Origin of the sequence: Vibrio sp. WZ-1, assembly GCF_052037695.1 — a bacterium.
In the GTDB taxonomy this organism is placed as follows: Bacteria; Pseudomonadota; Gammaproteobacteria; order Enterobacterales; family Vibrionaceae; genus Vibrio.
The window spans coordinates 94,526-112,438 of sequence record NZ_JBQEQR010000080.1; the positions used below are offsets into that span (position 1 = coordinate 94,526).

Consider the following 17,913-nt stretch of genomic DNA (forward strand, 5'->3'; position numbering starts at 1 on the left):
CAAATTTAATCCTTAAATCTGTCTGAGATGTCTCATTTTTAATAATACAATTAACGGTAACGACCTTTTCTTGCACTGGTTGCTTTGCCAGCGAGCGCCACCAGCGTCTTATTGGTATTGGCATGACAAATGGCGACGCCTAGCGCATCGGCAGCATCGGCTTGAGGCTTGGCTGGCAACTTAAGCATGTGTTGAACCATATGCTGAACCTGTACTTTGTCTGCACCACCAGTGCCTGTTACCGCTTGTTTAATAAGACGAGCTGCGTACTCATGCACCGGAAGATCGGCATTTACCGCCGCTACAATCGCACTGCCACGTGCCTGCCCTAGCTTTAGTGCAGAGTCGGCGTTCTTTGACATAAAGACTTGCTCAATCGCAAACACATCTGGTTGAAACTGGGTGATGATTTCCGTTACACCTGCGTAGATTTGCTTGAGTCGACCTGGCAGCTCTTTTTCAGAAGTACGGATACAGCCACTTCCCAGATATTGCAGATGACGACCTTGTTGGCGAATCACGCCATAACCAGTAATACGAGAGCCTGGGTCAATGCCCAAAATAATTGACATGAAGAGTCCTAATCAATAACTCACTAAATTTATGAGAATTATACCCAAGTGACTTCAAGATGCAGGATTCAGAGCGTTGTCATTGATTCGAGGTCAAGGAAAACAACGCAGCGGAATAGCCAGCTCTTTCCAAGTTGTTTGACGCAACCATTGGTTTAATAAAAAAGCGAGTCAATGAAACGCTCCCGAAGGGCACTCTTTACAAATAGTAAGGGACTTGGCTTGTATACTTTGTTGTCGATTCTTGATTTGGACCCACCAAACCTTTAAATCGCCGCCGCGTCTACAAACCAAGTCATTCTCGCTGAACCTAGCATCTCGAGGTTACTTGGGTATATATGCCATTAAAACAAAAACTCCCGCAGGTGCGGGAGTTTTTTCTTTAATTGTTGTGCGCTTATTCTGCGTCTTTTTCTTTCGCAACTGTTACTGCAATCGCTAGCTCTTCTAGAGCCGCTGGGTTTGCAAGGCTTGGTGCGTCTGTTAGTAGACACGCCGCCGCAGTTGTTTTAGGGAACGCGATAACATCACGGATGTTCTCTGTACCACATAGCAGCATTACTAGACGGTCTAGACCGAATGCAAGACCAGCATGCGGAGGCGTACCGAATTTCAGAGCGTCCAGTAGGAAGCCGAATTTCAGTTGTTGCTCTTCCGCATTGATACCTAGGATATCAAATACTGCAGCTTGCATTTCTGCGTTGTGAATACGTACAGAACCACCGCCTACTTCGTAGCCGTTTAGAACCATGTCGTATGCGTTTGAGTTCGCCGCTGCTGGGTTCGCTTTTAGCTCTTCCGCAGTCACACCTAGAGGTGATGTGAATGGGTGGTGCATTGCGTGTAGGTTGCCTTCGTCGTCTTCTTCGAACATTGGGAAGTCAACAACCCATAGAGGAGCCCAAGTGCCTTCTTTCGTTAGCTCTAGGTCTTTACCAAGTTTAAGACGAAGTGCGCCTAGTGCTTCAGCAACGATGTTTGCTTTATCTGCGCCGAATAGGATGATGTCGCCCGATTCCGCTTGAGTGCGATCTAGAATACCGTTGATCACGTCTTCGCTTAGGAATTTAGCTACTGGAGATTGGATACCTTCCATGCCTGCTGCACGGTCGTTAACCTTCATCCATGCAAGACCTTTCGCACCGTAGATACCTACGAATTCTGCGTAGCCATCGATTTGCTTACGAGTAAGCTCAGCACCACCTGGTACACGGATAACTGCAACGCGACCTTTCTCGTCGTTTGCTGGGCCAGAGAATACTTTGAACTCAACGTCTTTCACTAGGTCAGCGACGTCTACTAGCTCTAGTGGGTTACGTAGATCAGGCTTGTCAGAACCGAAACGACGAATCGCTTCGCTGAATGGCATTACTGGGAACTCACCTAGGTCAACGTTAAGTAGCTCTTGCCACATTTCACGAACCATTTTCTCAGTCGTTGCACGAACTTGGTCAGCCGTCATGAATGACGTTTCGATATCGATCTGAGTGAATTCTGGTTGACGGTCAGCACGCAAGTCTTCATCACGGAAACACTTAACGATTTGGTAGTAACGGTCAAAACCAGACATCATTAGAAGCTGTTTAAATAGCTGTGGAGACTGAGGAAGCGCGTAGAAGCTGCCTTTGTGAACACGGCTAGGCACTAGGTAGTCACGAGCACCTTCTGGTGTCGCTTTCGTTAGTACAGGAGTTTCAATGTCTAGGAAGCCGTTGTCATCTAGGAAACGACGAACAAAGCTAGACGCTTTAGCGCGTAGCTTGATACGGTCGCTCATTTCTGGACGACGTAGGTCTAGGTAACGGTATTTTAGACGTTGCTCTTCAGAGTTCTTTTGGTTGAAGTCTAGAGGCAGAACGTCAGAACGGTTGATGATTTCAAGACCTTTCGCAAGGATCTCAACTTCACCTGTTGCCATGTCTTTGTTTACTTGGCTTTCTGGACGAACGCGAACTTCACCAGTTAGCTTGATACAGAATTCATTACGAAGTGTGTTCGCCACTTCATACGCATCTGCCATATCTGGATCAACAACTACCTGAACGATACCTTCACGATCTCGCATATCGATAAAAATAAGACCGCCTAAATCACGACGACGGTTAACCCAGCCGCAAAGTTCTACAGTTTGTCCTGCAAGGGACTTGTTCAGGTGACCACAGTAATGGGTACGCATAATGAAATTCCCAATCTCTCAAATATTGTTAACTACGCTCTGTCAGCCTCATTGCCGAGCAGAGTAAAGATCCATTTATACGCTGAAAGCCTATGAAAATCGACTACTCAACATACAATTAAGTGTGTTTTATCATTCATTGGTGGTTTTTAGTACAACAAATGTTCAAAAGCGCACCAAAGCGAAAAAATTGATGGGGATTATAGCGTGAAATTACCTATTTCAGCAAAACTCTCGTAAAGTGGGCTCAGGAAAAAACGTAAAGCAAAGATATGGATAATTTACCCCTTCGACTTGGATTAACCATGTGGTCTCACAACCAATGGCAACAGAGCTTTTATGGCAGTGGAACCAAGCCTGCAGAGCGACTCGAAAAGTACGCGCAGGTATTCCACACCGTAGAAGGCAACACCACCTTTTACGCCACACCGACGCTCAACACAGTGCAAAACTGGAAAGCCGCGACTCACGACGATTTCAAATTCACCTTTAAGTTGCCAAAAGCCATTACTCACGAACAAATGCTCAGAGGTTGTGACGAACAGTTGCGTGACTTTATGAAAGTCATGGAACCGCTTCATGAGCGTGTCGGGCAATGGACGATTCAGCTCCCCGCCGCTTTTGGTCCCGAGCACCTTGTTCGCCTAAAGAAGTTCTGTGCCTGCTTTCCACCGAATTTCCCACTTGGGGTGGAAGTTCGCCATATGGCGTTTTTCTCCAAAGGTGAAGAAGAGCGTGCGCTAAACCAGTGGCTATTAGAAAGTGGCATTGACCGCATTATTATGGATAGTCGCCCAGTGTTTGCCGCGCAGCCGACGACCGAAGCGGTGATTGACGCCCATCAGAAAAAGCCGCGCGTCCCGGTACATGCAATAGCAACGGCCAAGCACCCAATGATTCGTTTTATCGGTCATCCCGACATGGACGACAACTTGCGCTTTTTCGAACCATGGTTGAAGAAATTGCCGATGTGGATTGAACAAGGGATTCAGCCTTACTTGATGATCCACACTCCGGATAACGTCTTAGCGCCAGAACTGGCTGAAAAGCTCTATAAACAGCTACAACTTAAGCTCTCCCTGCCAGATTTGTCTTCGTTTCCTGCCAACGATGGCAACTCGCAAATACAGATGTTTTAGGTCTCCGTATAATTAAGAAAATGACAGAGGCGCGAATTTCCCATAAAATACGCGCCTTTTTTGATGCCTGACGTTTCAGGCAGCTTGTATGCAGAGATTTGGTTATGAACCCTAAGAGCAATCCAGATACTATTTTTTCGGCTCCAATCGATAAAATTGGGGATTTCACGTTCGATGAACGCGTAGCGGAAGTTTTCCCTGACATGATTCAACGATCGGTGCCGGGTTACAGCAACATCATTTCTGCAATTGGTATGTTGGCAGAGCGTTTTGTTAAGCCTCACTCAAACATCTATGACCTCGGTTGTTCTTTGGGTGCTGCTACGCTTTCGATGCGCCGTCATATCAAACAAAAAGGTTGCCAAATCATTGCAGTGGACAACTCTCCTGCGATGGTTGAGCGCTGTAAGCTTCACGTCAACGCGTACCGCAGTGATACGCCAGTTGACGTGGTAGAGGCAGACATTCGTAATATCGAAATCGAAAATGCGTCCGTTGTGGTGTTGAACTTCACGCTGCAGTTCCTTTCTCCAGAAGATCGCTATGCGCTACTAGAAAAAATCTACGCGGGCCTGCGCCCAGGCGGTATTTTGATTCTGTCGGAAAAGTTCGTATTTGAAGATGAAGTATCCAACGAGCTGTTAATTGACCTTCACCACGATTTTAAACGCGCTAATGGCTACAGCGAACTAGAAATCAGCCAAAAACGCAGCGCGATTGAAAACGTGATGCGTCCTGATTCAAAGAAAGACCACAAAGAGCGTTTCGCAGAAATTGGTTTCTCAAGCTACGACGTTTGGTTCCAATGCTTTAACTTCGGTTCGATGTTTGCGATTAAATAGCGAGAAGCGAGAAAGTCTTAACGTTTCGCATTAGTGTCAATTTTTTAATTTATTACTCAGTGAAAAACTATGTTTAATTTTGCTAATTTTTATCAGTTAATCGCTCAAGACACTCGTCTTCAGCCGTGGCTAAACGTATTACCTCAACAGTTAACAGATTGGCAAAATGCTGAGCACGGTGACTTTGGTCGCTGGCTAAAAGCGCTGAATAAGATCCCACAAGGTGCCCCAAACCAAGTGGACATCAAAAACTCAGTGACCATCAGCAACGATACGCCTTTCCATGAAGGTGAACTTAAAAAGCTTGAGAGCCTACTGCGTACGTTCCACCCTTGGCGTAAAGGTCCGTATACAGTGCACGGTATTCATATTGATACCGAGTGGCGCAGTGACTGGAAATGGGATCGCGTACTTCCACACATCTCACCACTGAAAAACCGCAGCGTACTCGATGTGGGTTGTGGCAACGGCTACCACATGTGGCGCATGCTGGGTGAAGGTGCGCGCCTAACGGTTGGTATCGACCCTTCTCATCTGTTCCTAATTCAGTTCGAAGCCATTCGTAAACTAATGGGCGATGATCAACGTGCGCACCTCTTGCCACTGGGTATTGAGCAGCTACCTAAGCTAGAAGCATTCGACACTGTATTTAGCATGGGTGTACTTTACCACCGTCGTTCGCCACTGGATCACTTAGTGCAACTAAAAGACCAACTGGTATCAGGTGGTGAGCTAGTACTAGAAACGTTGGTGGTTGAAGGTGATGAGAACGCTGTGCTGGTTCCGACTTCTCGCTACGCACAAATGCGTAACGTGTACTTCTTCCCTTCAGCAAAAGCACTGAAAGTGTGGCTAGAGCTAGTTGGCTTTAATGACGTTCGTATTGTGGATGAAAATGTAACGTCTGTCGGTGAGCAGCGCACAACAGACTGGATGACGCATAACTCTCTACCGGATTATCTTGATCCAAATGACCCAAGTAAAACAGTAGAAGGCTACCCTGCCCCTCGTCGTGCGGTGCTTGTGGCAACCAAGCCATAATTAACTGAGATTTCTGACATTGTCTTAACTCACTCCCTCCTTTAAGACATTAACCTCTTTTCAATTCCAGTTAAGGATGCATATCGCATCCTTAATTTTTTGCTATTTGTCGCTATTCCTCACTATATAAGACAATCGAAAAGATTCTTACTTGTGAGCCTTTAGCGATATACGCTAAACTCTTAAAAAACAAACAACTTAATCCAGCCCCAAGGTTATCAATGTTTATACGATTGACTCCGATTGTTGTAGTCGCGCTACTATCCGGATGTACGCTTACCAAAGGTGAACAGTACCACCAAGAAACGTTAGCGGCCATCCAAGCCTCAGAGACCAACTTTAATAACAAAATTAGTAATTTAGAGCTTCAACTTAGTAACCAATCTGACTACATAGAAAGCCTAGAGGGTCAAGTTGACAAGTTAGAAGGTGAACTTTCCAGTTTTCGTAAAGAAGCGATGGATGAAGTAAGAAAGCCAAAAGATCCGATCATCGTCCAAACGCCAGCGCCAATTCAAGCTACACCAACTCACGATATTGTTCTTGGTTCTATTGAGCGCGTTACGATTGACTCCATTAAACAAACCTTCGATGCGCGTGTTGATACTGGCGCTGCAACGTCTTCACTTAATGCTGTTGATATCGAAGAATTCGAAAGAAACGGGAAAAACTGGGTTCGCTTCCATCTAGAAGACAGCACCAAGTCAAAAGATGAACAGCAAGCTTGGATTGAAGCCCCTATTATCCGTTACGTAAAAATCCGTCAAGCAACCACTGAAGAACTAGAGCGACGCGCTGTTGTAGAACTTTGGGTGCGCGTTGGAAAAATTCATGAAAAAGCGCAATTTACGTTGGCAGATCGCTCTCAAATGAACCATCCTGTGTTACTAGGTAGAGAGTTTATGCGTGACATCGCATTGGTTGATGTGAGCCGTAAATATATCCAAACACAAGAAGATAAAAAATAATAAGGTAGATTATGACGTCAAAAATACCGTTTTATCTGTCTGTCATCTTATTGGTGGCAGCGGGTATCACTTTGAGTGTTTTCAGACACCAAAATTACGGCGTTCCTTGGACTCCAGGAGAAACCCGTCAGATTTGGGATGTCGAGGCTCGAATTGAATTCAACGCCAATGGTAATGAAGTTAAAGCTTCTTTAGCTGCACCTCATACTCAAAATGGCTACACACTTATTGGTGAATCTGCTTCCTCTCCAGGTTACGGCGTATCCTACGTTAATACAGATTCTGGTCGCCGAGCTGAATGGTCTATTCGCCAAGCGACAGGGCCTCAAACTATCTACTATAAAGCGCAGTTTCTTGTTGACCCTCAAGCGAAAGTGACGCCTATTCCACCAACAGGTGATATTGTTCCTCCTACATTATCAGCACCGCAGCAGGCAGCAGCCAATGCACTTATTGAACGCGCAATGAGCCGTTCTGCAGATAATGTTACGTTCGCTCGCGAACTGATCAAGACATTAAACGATCCTGATAGCCAAAACTCAGCACTAATCCTCAACGATTTTGACCGAACCGACGCACTACACAAGATGCTACTCACAGCTGGGGTGCAGAGCAAAATTGTTGGCGTTATTGAATTGGAAGATGGCCGTCGTCGCCAAACTATTCAACAGATGGTTCAAGTATGGTCTGGCGAGGAGTGGGTGCTGTTCTCACCAAACTCAGAGCAAGCTGCAGCGCAGCCTAATCTTCTGGTTTGGGATGAATCCAACGTATCACTGCTTGATCTCATTGGCGGCCAAAATAGCCAAGTTCACTTCTCGATGATCAAACAAGAAGTGACGCCACAGCAAGCAACCCAAAACAAAGTTGAAGCAGACGGTCTACTCAACCTATCGATTCACAGCTTGCCTCTTGAAGAGCAAGCGATGTTTAAGACCATCATGCTAATTCCGATTGGTGCGCTTATCGTTGTATTCCTGCGTGTCATTATCGGGCTTAAAACATCTGGTACCTTCATGCCCGTTCTAATCGCAGTAGCCTTTGTACAAACGCAACTTGTGACAGGTATTGTGGGCTTCCTACTGATTGTTGGTACAGGCCTCATAATTCGAAGTTACCTATCGAGACTGAACTTACTTCTGGTAGCAAGGATATCTGCGGTCATCATCACCGTAATCATGATCATATCTGTGTTCACCGTTGTGGCATTCAAGATTGGTTTGACTGAAGGTCTAACGATTACCTTCTTCCCTATGATCATCTTGTCATGGACAATCGAACGTATGTCGATTCTATGGGAAGAGGAAGGCGCGAAAGAAGTAGCTCTTCAAGGCGGTGGCTCACTACTGACTGCGGTACTGGTTTACTTGGCAATGACCAATACCTACATCCAGCACCTAACGTTTAACTTTATCGGCCTACAGCTTATTGTTCTGGCAGGTATTCTACTACTAGGTACATACACAGGTTACCGTCTAACTGAGCTACGTCGCTTTAAACCACTAGCGGAGGACTAAACGATGTTTGAACGTTTTACTTCGCCAGCAAAACTTCGCCATAAAGGCATTATGGGCATGAATAAGCGTAACCATAGCTACATTGGTCGCTACAATGATCGTTCCAAATACCCTTTGGTGGATGACAAGCTAAAAACCAAAATTATTGCAGAAGCGGCAGGGGCAACCGTCCCTGCTCTGATTGGGGTGATAAATAGCCAAGCGGAAGTGAAGACTATTCATAAGATGGTCGAAAAATGGCCAGGCTTCGTTATCAAGCCCGCACAAGGCAGCGGTGGTAAAGGTATTTTGGTAATTACGTCGCATAAAGACGGCGTTTATACCAAGCCATCCGGCGCAACCTGCAATAAAGAAGAGGTAGAGCGTCACATCAGTAACGCACTAGCTGGCCTTTTCTCTCTTGGCGGTAAGAACGATGTAGCTGTAGTTGAGAACTTGATTAAGTTTGATGACTGTTTTGATGGTTTCAGTTATGAAGGCGTGCCAGACGTACGAATCATCGTATTCAAAGGCTACCCTGTGATGGCAATGATGCGTTGCTCAACGGCGGCTTCTGATGGCAAAGCTAACCTTCACCAAGGTGCAGTTGGTGTTGGTATCGACATTGCGACAGGCAAAGCCATTCGTGCGGTACAATTCGACCAACCCGTGACCCATCATCCTGATACAGGTAAAGACTTGTCGACACTACAAGTGCCTCACTGGGAGCGTTTACTAGAACTTGCTTCTAGCGCGTGGGAGATGACGGGACTGGGCTACATGGGTACCGACATGGTTTTGGACAAAGAAGAAGGTCCAATGGTGTTGGAGCTAAATGCACGTCCTGGCTTGGCTATCCAAATAGCAAACGGTGCTGGTCTGCTTCCTCGTCTAAGACACATCGAAAACCTAGGTACCCCTGCCGAGTACCCAAAACCTAAAGAGCGAGTGGCCTATGCCGCAGAGCAGTTTGGGGTAAAATCTCAATTCTAACTAAGAGCCAGCCTGAGAGCTGGCTCTTTTTTTTACTAACTCTCTCGGCAACTCTTACAAAGCAAATGAGCTTATTTGCACACTTTTACTTTGTTAAATGATCAAGCTAACATTTTGGTCATTAATCATTTCTTTTTATCCTCGAAATTTGTCTATGATTACAGCTCCCCTAACTCAACTCAGAGAGGTTGGGCAATGCATACGACAAATGCAGATAATAATAATACCATCCCAGAGAATGACGATATTGACGAGCAGCTTCAACGTTTGTCAGAAATCTCATTCCAAGCACTTAATGAACTCGCTGAAATGATCGAAAAAGGAAAAGATTATTCAGACGAGTAGCACTTTGCTGCCATGCAACGAAACCAAGCCGAGACTATTGCCCTATAGTCTCGGCTTATTTTATACCAGATACAAAAACGCCCGCGTTCATTGCGGGCGTTTTGCTAGACTCGAAGATTACGATTCAAACTCTTCAATCATCTCTTGTGCTTCGGTCTTAGGCTTATCCGTTTGACCAAAACCACGCAGACCAACTACGTGTACGTGTTCGTGGTCTTTAAACACCTTACGCACCAGTTTGTAGGTGGTACCTTTCTCTGGGCTGATGTTTTCTGGTGCCGCGATAAGAAGCTGCATATCCAGACGGTCACACAATTCGAACAATGTCGCGATTGATTTCGCATCCAGACGCGCTGCTTCATCCAAGAAGAGCAAACGACAAGGCACAATGTCTTTGCTGCGCAGGCGACGAGACTCTTCTTCCCAGCTTTGCACAACCATCAGTAGGATTGACTGACCGGTACCGATCGCTTCACCTGTTGATAGCGCGCCAGATTCAGCTTGTAGCCAACCATCTGTACCACGGTTCACTTCTACACTTAGCTCTAGGTAGTTACGGTAATCCAGTAGCTCTTCACCTAGAACCTGAGGAGAACGTTGACCCATATCGATATGTGGGTTCACACGTTGGAACAGTTTCGCCATTGCTTCAGAGAAGGTAAAGCGAGTCGATTCAAACAGGTCTTTATGCTGCTCTTGTTGTGTCGCCAGACCGTTCAGTAGTACTTCGTGACTTTCGCGGATCTTCACGTTTAGACGCACACCCTTCACCTGACCGAACGAGATGTTCGACAAGCCTTGGTTTAGCATACGGATACGGTTTTGCTCACGCTGAATCGTCTTCTTGATGATGCTTGCTACTGACTCAGAGCTGATCGCTAGGCGGTTTTCACGTTGCGTTAGCTCTTCCGTTAGACGCGCTAGCTCTACTTCCATCTCTTCGATCGCTTCCACTGGATCATCAGTACGGATGATATCCTGACGAATACGTTCACGAAGATGTTGGTAAACCGCGATGTAGAACAGAACTTTACGCTCTGGACGTGCATTGTCTTCTGATAGACGCAGCGCATCACGCAAGTCATCGTTGTTCGCAACCGCTAGACGTAGTGCACCCAATGATTTATCCGACATTGAACGCAGTTCATCCGCTGACATGTAAGCCAGTTCACGCTTGTGTAGACGACGCTCAACATCGTTCTCACGCGCCAGACGAAGTACCGAGCACCAGCCAGCTTTCGCGGCAACCACGAAGGTACGCAGCTCAACGTATTCTTTCTGAACTTTCTTCAGACGTTTCGCCAAACCTTTCATCTCTAGTTCGGTAGAGGTGATTGTACGCTCGTATTCGCTCTTACGGCTGCGAGAGGTGTGTAGACGCTCATGCAGTTCATCACGACGACGCATTGCACGCTCTTCTGCACCTTCGTCCGCGTTAACGCCAAACTCTTGCAGTTCTTGTTTGAACTCTTGAACCGTTTCCAGTTTCGCTTGGTGTGAACTCTTCAGTGACGCCAATACTTGGTTGTATTGGTTCATTTGACCTTGCGATTGTTTCAACTCTTCACGAGAGCGAGTACGCATCTGCTCCGCTTGAACCAATTTCGCTTTTAGCTGCTCGCTCAGTTCGCTGCTCTTGTTCAGCAGGTCTACTGAATCTGAGTAAGCGAAGTAGTGACGACGTTCAACGAGATCTGAGAGTGCAAAGATTTGCTTCTTAAGATCTTGTAGCTGCTGATCTGCCGCTTTGTATTCTGCTTCTAGCGCATCGAATTGCTCTGGGTCGGCATCTAGGGAAACTGCGACTTTTTCCAGTTCCGCCACCGCTTTCGCGTGGTTATTTAGGAAAGCTTTTGCATCTGAAAGTTGGGCGATTTTCTCTTCCAACTCATCAAAGCGCGCTTGCAGCGACTCATCTTCAATCAGCGCCATATTTGGTGCCAACTTGTCTAGAGAAGACAACGCTTGCTTGCTGGTTTGAAGCTGAGAACGTTGCTGTTGCTCTTTTGCATCCAGATCAGCCAGTACGCGACCGATTTGGTTACGCTTGTCACGAATGGTTGCCAGCGCTTGCTCTGGGTCAGCTTCGAATGCTACTTGAATGTGGCTTGCCACAAACTGGTTGAACGCTTGGTAAAGACGCTGCATTTTTTGCGAATCGAATGCTGCTTTCGCGTGCTTCTCAACCACTTCTTCACGTTCGTTACGCAGTAGCTCTAAACGCTGCTCACGTGCCGCACGACCAAACAGTGGGATTTCAGGCAAGCGAGAGTAACGCATTTGGCGATCGTTCATGCGAACACAAACCGCGCCTTCTAACTCTTCTGCGTCGAATGAGCTGTCATCAAAGGCATCGATGTCACCTTCAATGATGTACAAGTCTTCAGGACAGTCGTCTAGCTCTACCAGTTTCTCTTCGATACCAGACAGATCAGAAACGACGATAGCGTGACGAGCCGGACCGTACATCGCACTGAAGTAAGGCGCGTCATCAATTGTGATGTCATCGTAGATCTCAGACAGCAATACGCCGCCTAGAGTATCTGCCAAACCTTTCAGGCGAGGGTCGTTTGAACCACCAGGAGAAGCAAGACGCTCAATCTCAGTGTCAAGTTGGCTGCGACGCTCTGCCAGTTTGTCTTTCGCCAGAGAAAGAGTTTTCTCTTGCTCAAGCACCACTTGCATTTGGCTCATGACTGACTGGCTATCTTCTAGCTCAGCGCCACTTTGTTCACGCAGTTTTTCTAGCGCATCGTTCGCCGCAATCCAAGTTGGAGCAATAGCTTCTAGCTTGTTGATTTCCGCTGCTGCATCTTGCTCTAGACGACGCTGTTCGCTGCGTTGCTCACGCACGTCTTCCTGCGTCATTTCTAGTGAGTCGATTTGCATCGCGTGACGCTCACGTTCTTGTTCAAACGTGATTTCGTCAGTCAGTTCAACATGGAACTGCTTTTGGTATTCGTTGACTAGCTCACGCGCTTGACGTTGCTGGTTAAGGCTACGCTCAAGGTCACGGTGCTGTGCACGCCATTGTTGTTCGTTTTGCGCAACTTGCTGAGATTCACGCGCTTTCGCAATTGCGGTTTTCGCATGTTCAGACGCGTCTTTACGCTCAACTTGACCAACGATGCTCTGTACCAGTTTAAGCGCGGTTTCGAACTGCTCTGCTGCTGCAGAAGACATGTCCAGTTTGTGCTTAACCGATAGCAACGCGTTAGTGCTTTCTGATTCTTTGCTCTTAAGCTCAGAGACAAGCGCTTGTGCCGATTCTGCCGTTAGGCTGTCATCGCCAAGTAGCTGTTTCGCTTTCTCCAGCGCTTGAACCGCTTGTTGGTATTGAAGTGCACGAGTTTGCTGAACGTCGAGTGCTTGTTGGTAGTCCGCCAGTTGCGTCTTAAGGCTGTCCACCTCTTCTTCTGCAACGGTCGCTTGCTCTTCTACCATCATCACGCGTTCTTGCGCTTCTTCCACTACCATCATCTGTTCTTCAAGACGCTCACTTAGCTCTTCAAGATCTTCTTGATAGCGTTCGATCTTCTCTTGCTGGCGCAGTGCGTTTTGCACCAGTTGCAAGTGATCCGAAGCCGCTTGGTAATCTTGCTCTAGCGCAGATTCCGACTCGATCAACAGTTCTAACTCTTCTTGAACGCGGTTAAGCAGGTTGTTTTGCTCAACGAGAGTTTCACGAGAACCGAACAACTCTGAACGCAATGACAGCGTTTTATCCAGCTTGTTACGACGATCGTTCGCGTGACGCATGTAGTCCGCCGCCACGTAGTTAGTCGACTCTGTGATCAAGTGTTTGAACAAGTCACGGTCTGCTTGCGTGGTTTTGATCGCTTCTAGCGTCATGCGGTTTTCGCGTAGCGCCGATTCCATATCTTGGAACGCTTTCTTCACGCCGCCGTTTTGTGGCAGAAGGTAGTCACGTAGTGAGCGTGTAATCGCACTTGAGATACCACCGTAAAGCGATGCTTCGATCAGGCGGTAGAATTTAGAACGGTCACCAGAGTTACGCAGTTTCTTCGGAATCACACCGAATTCAAACATTTGTGCGTGGTAATCCACGATAGAAGAGAACGCTTTGAATTGAACACCTTCAAATTCTGCGATCGATTCTTTTACTTCGTTGATTTGACGTACACGAGCTTGAGTCGCTGATACGCTTTCAATCAAGATATCCGTTGGTTTCACATGGCTTGGAAGACCCTGGATAACAAACGGTTTGATGTCTACTTTCTTATCACGACCCGCAACTTGCTGCAGTTTTACTGCGAACAATAGGCGTTGGTTACGTGAGTTCACCACGTCTAGCGCCGCATAACATGCGCCCGGCTGTAGCTTACCGTACAGACCTTTATCGCGAGACGATTGGCTGCTGCCTGCTTCTGTGGTGTTACGGAAGTGCAGTAGCGTTTGGTCAGGAATCAATGCGGTGATGAATGCCGCCATTGTGGTTGATTTACCTGCACCGTTACCACCTGATAGCGTGGTGACCAGACCATCGATGTCAAACGTACGGGCAAAGAAGCCGTTCCAGTTGACCATGGTCAGCGATTGGTATTTACCGCGTTCAATCATGCTCATGCTTCACCCTCTTCTGTTGTTTCTTCTTGGGCTTGGTCGTCTTGATCTTCTTCAGACAATAGGCTGCCTTGGCTTGGCTCTTTAGTGTGCACTACCGCCTCACCATCACGGATCAGACGTAGCTGCGCTTCACGCATATCATCGCCAACACGTACATCGGCACCAAAGCGGAATACCGCTTCACTGATGCTGAATTTGCCTGTTTCACCGATGTTGATGATCATGCCTAGTCGGCGTAGACGACGAAGTGACGTACGTACTTTTTCAAACAGCTTTTCTTTATCAAGGTCAGAACCGGTAGCACGGTTCGTCACTAGCTTCATCAGCTTGTTTTCATCTGCTAGAGCAAGCAGTTCGTCGTAAAGCTCTTGGTTAGTGAAGATGCCTTCGTGCGCAAGACGTTCTGGGCTTAGGTAAAGGAAACACAGTACCTTACCCACCAGCATGTCCAGCTCAGAAAGTACACTACGGCCAATCAGAGACGTTGAACGTGGACGCAGGTAGAAGAAGCCTTCTGGCGCTTTCACCAATTCGGTGTTGTAGCGCTGGTAAAAAGAAGAAAGCTCAAGTTCGAAGTCTGACAACAACGCGTGGTTGTCTAGATCTTCACTTGAGATATGACGCCCTGCTCGAAGCATGCTATCTAGCGCTGGGAACAGAGGGTTAGAAATTGCTTTTGCCAGATTCTCTGACATGTATTCATTAGTATCGGTCGATGACATTCGCTTGTACCTTTGCCCCAAATTCGTTGATTGCTTTCCAGTCTGGCTGAACAGCTTGGTAGTCGGATTCGGAATATCCCATACGTACCGCCTGATCAACGACAATGCGAGCTAAATCAAAGTGATGAGTGTGAGGGTGTTGTGCAAGGTAATCTCGCAGTACCACGCTCAAGTCAATTGGCACGCCTTGGTCTTTATGCGCTTTCAGCATGTCACCAATACGCTCTGCCAACTCATCGTTGACTTGTTGAAACTCTTCGTATTCCACTTCCATCGGAACTTGACCTGTTACCTCGTCATCACGCAGTACTAGGGCTTCGTCACGAAGGTCAGAAAGCCTTTCTGCATCTGCATAAGTCAGATACCAAGGCGAATCAAAGTAGTCTTTAACGGACTGGCGCAGACGCGAGCTAAACGCACGGTTCTTATCCATATCGATCGCGGTACGGATAAACTTGTGCACGTGTCGGTCGTAACCAATCCAAAGGTCGATCGCTTGCTGGCCCCAGCTTGTGATTCGGTCCAGCTTCATCTGCAGACCAAACAAGGCTTCTTCAATAAACTCAAGCTCAGGGTCACCATAGACAATCTCTTGGATATCTAGGATCTGAGTTTGCAGTTCATCACTGGCAGCTTGCAGCGTATCTTGAAGTTCACGCAACGTGCTGGATGTTTCTGACAGAAGCGCTTCACAGTTGTTGATTGCTTCACGCCAGTCTTTGTTAAGCAGGTCAGCAATCTGCTGTTTCACAGACTGTTGCTGCTCATCCATCACACGTTGGTTGAGGTCAATTTGGTCGAAGATTTCGCCTACAGAATATTTCAAGATCCCGTATACGTTCTTCTTCCAATGGCCTGGAGTGCCACCCTTTTGTGCAGCTTCAATCGCTTTCGCCATTTCGTCCGCTACCATGGATAGCTGGATAGAAAGACGTAGCTTTGAAAACTCACGATGGCGCACGTAGTAATCAGTAATTCCTATCGCTAATGGCGATAAGCGATAAATGCTCGCTCCGTCAGTAATTTCACTGACAAAACGGCTCATAAGACGCTGCTTAACCATCTCATTGATGGCATTGTTTGCGCGGAAAGCCGAAGCTTCGCCCGTCTCATCAAATAGTCGAGTGACGATGGCAAATGCGTCGTGCAATTCACCTTCACCCAATTCTTCATCGAACCTTTCATTACTTAGTACAGCGATAGCGATCAAAAACGCCAGTCGCTCAGTGGTCAGGTTCAACGAGAAATCGTGCTGCTTTACCCAGCCAACCAATTCGTCGATTGGTTGCTCTGCAGCATTGAGAGTCATCTCACTCATCGTTATTCCTGTTATCGTTCTTCTTAGCCCACACGTGAATATAGCGGCCTAATGAGAGGTATGGCTCTTGTCGACAAAGTTGTTTTTCTAGCGCCAACACATCTTCAAACTCGTAATCGCCCATGTATTGCATATTGCCTATGTAATCACTAAAGGAACGAATACCAGATTTACCACAAACACTAAAACCAGAATCTTCTATCCACTGATAGACCTCTTCGGGTTTTAGGCCTTTTTGTGGCTGTAGTTTAAATCTTTTCCGGTGAGGCATGCCGTCTAAAATATGAGGAATGTTGCCACAAACCACATTTTTATAGACTAAGCCGTGGTGGTTATAGAACATAACCGATGCAATGCCCCCCGGCTTGACCTGTTCCAATACCGTTTCGAGTGCCGTTTTGGGATCAACGAGCCACTCCATCACGGCGTGGAACATGACAAGGTCCACCTGTTCTTCCATATGGTCACCAATGGATTGGACAGGCGAATGAATCAGGCGATACTGCTCAAGCAAACCGTTTTTTTCAATATCCTGTTTTGCTAGTTGCAGCATTTCCGAAGATAGATCACATAAAGCAACGTGATGTCCGAGCTTAGCAAGCTTTTGCGACATTTGCGCTAAGCCACCACCAGCATCAAGAACCTGCAGGGCTTGCTGGTCGGTATTCAATTCACTTAGAATCTGTAGAAAATCTTCCCATACAATGATTTGGCGGATCTCACCTTTATCAGATCCGTAAATATTTTTTGCAAATTTGTGGGCGATATCGTCGAAATTACGGTCTTCTGTCACGTCTACTGGGTTATCATATCGGATTGTGCCGCTATTCTGGCACAAGAAAAGCAGGAATAAAGAGGGTCTCCCTCATTTTTATAATCAATTGATGTTTTTTCGGACTATTTAAGTATGTTTGAGCTGAAAAAAGTAATATCAGCCTTGCTCATGCCCTTACCGGCCTTACTGCTGATTGGTCTATTAGGCCTATTTTTAATTAGTTTTACTAGCAAACGTAAAACTGGTTGTTTCATTGTTCTATTCACCTTTGCAGGCATCTTCCTTGCCTCATTTCAACCTATTGCAACCAAGTTGCTTATGCCTTTGGAACGCGAGTACAAAGCCTTCTTACCGGTATCGGAATCTGTCGATTACGTGATGGTTTTAGGAAATGGGCATGTTGTCGATGACGAAATACCACCCACCTCACAACTAAGTCGCGCTGCTTTAATGAGGCTCACTGAAGGCATACGTATTCTTCGTATGTACCCGGGCGCAAAACTCATTTTGTCAGGCTACGCGGGAGGTTCAGAACTCAGTCACGCTCGTATGATGGCTAACGTAGCCCTTTCTCTTGGTGTTGCTAAGTCTGACATTATCTTGCTTGAAGATGCTAAAGATACCTGGGAAGAAGCAAGACAAGCTGCCGCATTTGTAAAACAGAAAAATATTGTACTGGTAACGTCAGCAAGCCATATGAAGCGCGCAATGTACGAGTTTCGTGCAGCAGGGATTCAGCCAATTCCTGCCCCAACCAACTTCTTGGCTGTTGCAGATGTCAACCAACCTTGGCATCGTTATGCACCAAAAGCACAGTACCTAGAGCAAACGGAGCGATACTGGCACGAGACTATGGGTATTATCTGGCAGCACTTGCGAGATAATATTGGCCAGGCACCTGTCGAAGAAGCGCATTAAGCCGGCTTCAAAACGAAACCT

The 17,913-nt window shown here is 46.7% G+C and carries 14 protein-coding genes; 8 read left to right on the top strand and 6 right to left on the bottom strand.

The genetic code is table 11. The features are described 5' to 3' along the window. Window positions 1–50 precede the first annotated feature (50 nt). Window positions 51–572: a crossover junction endodeoxyribonuclease RuvC gene (gene ruvC / locus ACTS60_RS17070; protein WP_071235695.1), complete on the bottom strand. Its 522-nt coding sequence runs from the start codon at window positions 570–572 to the stop codon at window positions 51–53. A gap of 397 nt (window positions 573–969) precedes the next feature. Beyond that, the gene (gene aspS, locus ACTS60_RS17075; protein WP_038885842.1) at window positions 970–2,748 is read right to left on the bottom strand and encodes an aspartate--tRNA ligase; all 1,779 of its coding nucleotides are present in this window, start codon (window positions 2,746–2,748) and stop codon (window positions 970–972) included. A 272-nt stretch (window positions 2,749–3,020) separates the two neighbouring features. On the opposite strand from aspS, the gene ACTS60_RS17080 reads away from it, so the two are divergent. From ACTS60_RS17080 to ACTS60_RS17110, 7 genes are all read left to right on the top strand, one after another. Continuing rightward, the gene (locus ACTS60_RS17080) at window positions 3,021–3,887 is read left to right on the top strand and encodes a DUF72 domain-containing protein (protein WP_440889229.1); all 867 of its coding nucleotides are present in this window, start codon (window positions 3,021–3,023) and stop codon (window positions 3,885–3,887) included. A 104-nt stretch (window positions 3,888–3,991) separates the two neighbouring features. Then, window positions 3,992–4,729 (top strand): carboxy-S-adenosyl-L-methionine synthase CmoA, encoded by a 738-nt coding sequence (cmoA, locus tag ACTS60_RS17085; RefSeq protein WP_440889230.1) that lies wholly within the window; start codon window positions 3,992–3,994, stop codon window positions 4,727–4,729. A 69-nt stretch (window positions 4,730–4,798) separates the two neighbouring features. Next, the gene (gene cmoB / locus ACTS60_RS17090; protein ID WP_440889231.1) at window positions 4,799–5,770 is read left to right on the top strand and encodes a tRNA 5-methoxyuridine(34)/uridine 5-oxyacetic acid(34) synthase CmoB; all 972 of its coding nucleotides are present in this window, start codon (window positions 4,799–4,801) and stop codon (window positions 5,768–5,770) included. A gap of 221 nt (window positions 5,771–5,991) precedes the next feature. Continuing rightward, window positions 5,992–6,738, top strand: a complete 747-nt coding sequence (locus ACTS60_RS17095; RefSeq protein ID WP_440889232.1) for an ATP-dependent zinc protease family protein — start codon at window positions 5,992–5,994, stop codon at window positions 6,736–6,738. 11 nt (window positions 6,739–6,749) lie between these two features. Beyond that, on the top strand, window positions 6,750–8,255 hold the full coding sequence (locus tag ACTS60_RS17100; protein WP_440889233.1) for an inactive transglutaminase family protein: 1,506 nt from the start codon (window positions 6,750–6,752) through the stop codon (window positions 8,253–8,255). Window positions 8,256–8,258: 3 nt separating this feature from the next. Continuing rightward, window positions 8,259–9,227 (top strand): alpha-L-glutamate ligase-like protein, encoded by a 969-nt coding sequence (locus tag ACTS60_RS17105; RefSeq protein ID WP_440889234.1) that lies wholly within the window; start codon window positions 8,259–8,261, stop codon window positions 9,225–9,227. 195 nt (window positions 9,228–9,422) lie between these two features. Beyond that, the gene (locus tag ACTS60_RS17110; protein WP_088881076.1) at window positions 9,423–9,572 is read left to right on the top strand and encodes a hypothetical protein; all 150 of its coding nucleotides are present in this window, start codon (window positions 9,423–9,425) and stop codon (window positions 9,570–9,572) included. Between the two features lie 117 nt (window positions 9,573–9,689). On the opposite strand, the gene mukB is transcribed toward ACTS60_RS17110, so the two are convergent. Genes mukB through cmoM form a run of 4 tightly spaced genes read right to left on the bottom strand, consistent with a single transcriptional unit; the run spans window position 9,690 to window position 16,992 of the window. Continuing rightward, complete coding sequence (mukB, locus tag ACTS60_RS17115) at window positions 9,690–14,153, bottom strand: chromosome partition protein MukB (protein WP_440889369.1); 4,464 nt, start codon at window positions 14,151–14,153, stop codon at window positions 9,690–9,692. A 2-nt stretch (window positions 14,154–14,155) separates the two neighbouring features. After that, the gene (mukE, locus tag ACTS60_RS17120; RefSeq protein ID WP_005532796.1) at window positions 14,156–14,881 is read right to left on the bottom strand and encodes a chromosome partition protein MukE; all 726 of its coding nucleotides are present in this window, start codon (window positions 14,879–14,881) and stop codon (window positions 14,156–14,158) included. Continuing rightward, on the bottom strand, window positions 14,862–16,199 hold the full coding sequence (gene mukF, locus ACTS60_RS17125; protein ID WP_088881080.1) for a chromosome partition protein MukF: 1,338 nt from the start codon (window positions 16,197–16,199) through the stop codon (window positions 14,862–14,864). The genes mukE and mukF overlap by 20 nt, the downstream gene beginning before the upstream one ends. Further along, complete coding sequence (gene cmoM, locus ACTS60_RS17130) at window positions 16,192–16,992, bottom strand: tRNA uridine 5-oxyacetic acid(34) methyltransferase CmoM (protein ID WP_440889235.1); 801 nt, start codon at window positions 16,990–16,992, stop codon at window positions 16,192–16,194. The genes mukF and cmoM overlap by 8 nt, the downstream gene beginning before the upstream one ends. Before the next feature lie 114 nt (window positions 16,993–17,106). Between cmoM and elyC the strand changes: the two genes are divergently transcribed. Then, window positions 17,107–17,892: an envelope biogenesis factor ElyC gene (gene elyC, locus ACTS60_RS17135; RefSeq protein ID WP_440889236.1), complete on the top strand. Its 786-nt coding sequence runs from the start codon at window positions 17,107–17,109 to the stop codon at window positions 17,890–17,892. Window positions 17,893–17,913 lie beyond the last annotated feature (21 nt).

Bases quoted from the DNA above. Each gene is read 5' to 3' on its own strand.
- ruvC (WP_071235695.1), bottom strand. From the start codon at position 572: ATGTCAATTATTTTGGGCATTGACCCAGGCTCTCGTATTACTGGTTAT.
- aspS (WP_038885842.1), bottom strand. From the start codon at position 2,748: ATGCGTACCCATTACTGTGGTCACCTGAACAAGTCCCTTGCAGGACAA.
- ACTS60_RS17080 (WP_440889229.1), top strand. From the start codon at position 3,021: ATGGATAATTTACCCCTTCGACTTGGATTAACCATGTGGTCTCACAAC.
- cmoA (WP_440889230.1), top strand. From the start codon at position 3,992: ATGAACCCTAAGAGCAATCCAGATACTATTTTTTCGGCTCCAATCGAT.
- cmoB (WP_440889231.1), top strand. From the start codon at position 4,799: ATGTTTAATTTTGCTAATTTTTATCAGTTAATCGCTCAAGACACTCGT.
- ACTS60_RS17095 (WP_440889232.1), top strand. From the start codon at position 5,992: ATGTTTATACGATTGACTCCGATTGTTGTAGTCGCGCTACTATCCGGA.
- ACTS60_RS17100 (WP_440889233.1), top strand. From the start codon at position 6,750: ATGACGTCAAAAATACCGTTTTATCTGTCTGTCATCTTATTGGTGGCA.
- ACTS60_RS17105 (WP_440889234.1), top strand. From the start codon at position 8,259: ATGTTTGAACGTTTTACTTCGCCAGCAAAACTTCGCCATAAAGGCATT.
- ACTS60_RS17110 (WP_088881076.1), top strand. From the start codon at position 9,423: ATGCATACGACAAATGCAGATAATAATAATACCATCCCAGAGAATGAC.
- mukB (WP_440889369.1), bottom strand. From the start codon at position 14,153: ATGATTGAACGCGGTAAATACCAATCGCTGACCATGGTCAACTGGAAC.
- mukE (WP_005532796.1), bottom strand. From the start codon at position 14,881: ATGTCATCGACCGATACTAATGAATACATGTCAGAGAATCTGGCAAAA.
- mukF (WP_088881080.1), bottom strand. From the start codon at position 16,199: ATGAGTGAGATGACTCTCAATGCTGCAGAGCAACCAATCGACGAATTG.
- elyC (WP_440889236.1), top strand. From the start codon at position 17,107: ATGTTTGAGCTGAAAAAAGTAATATCAGCCTTGCTCATGCCCTTACCG.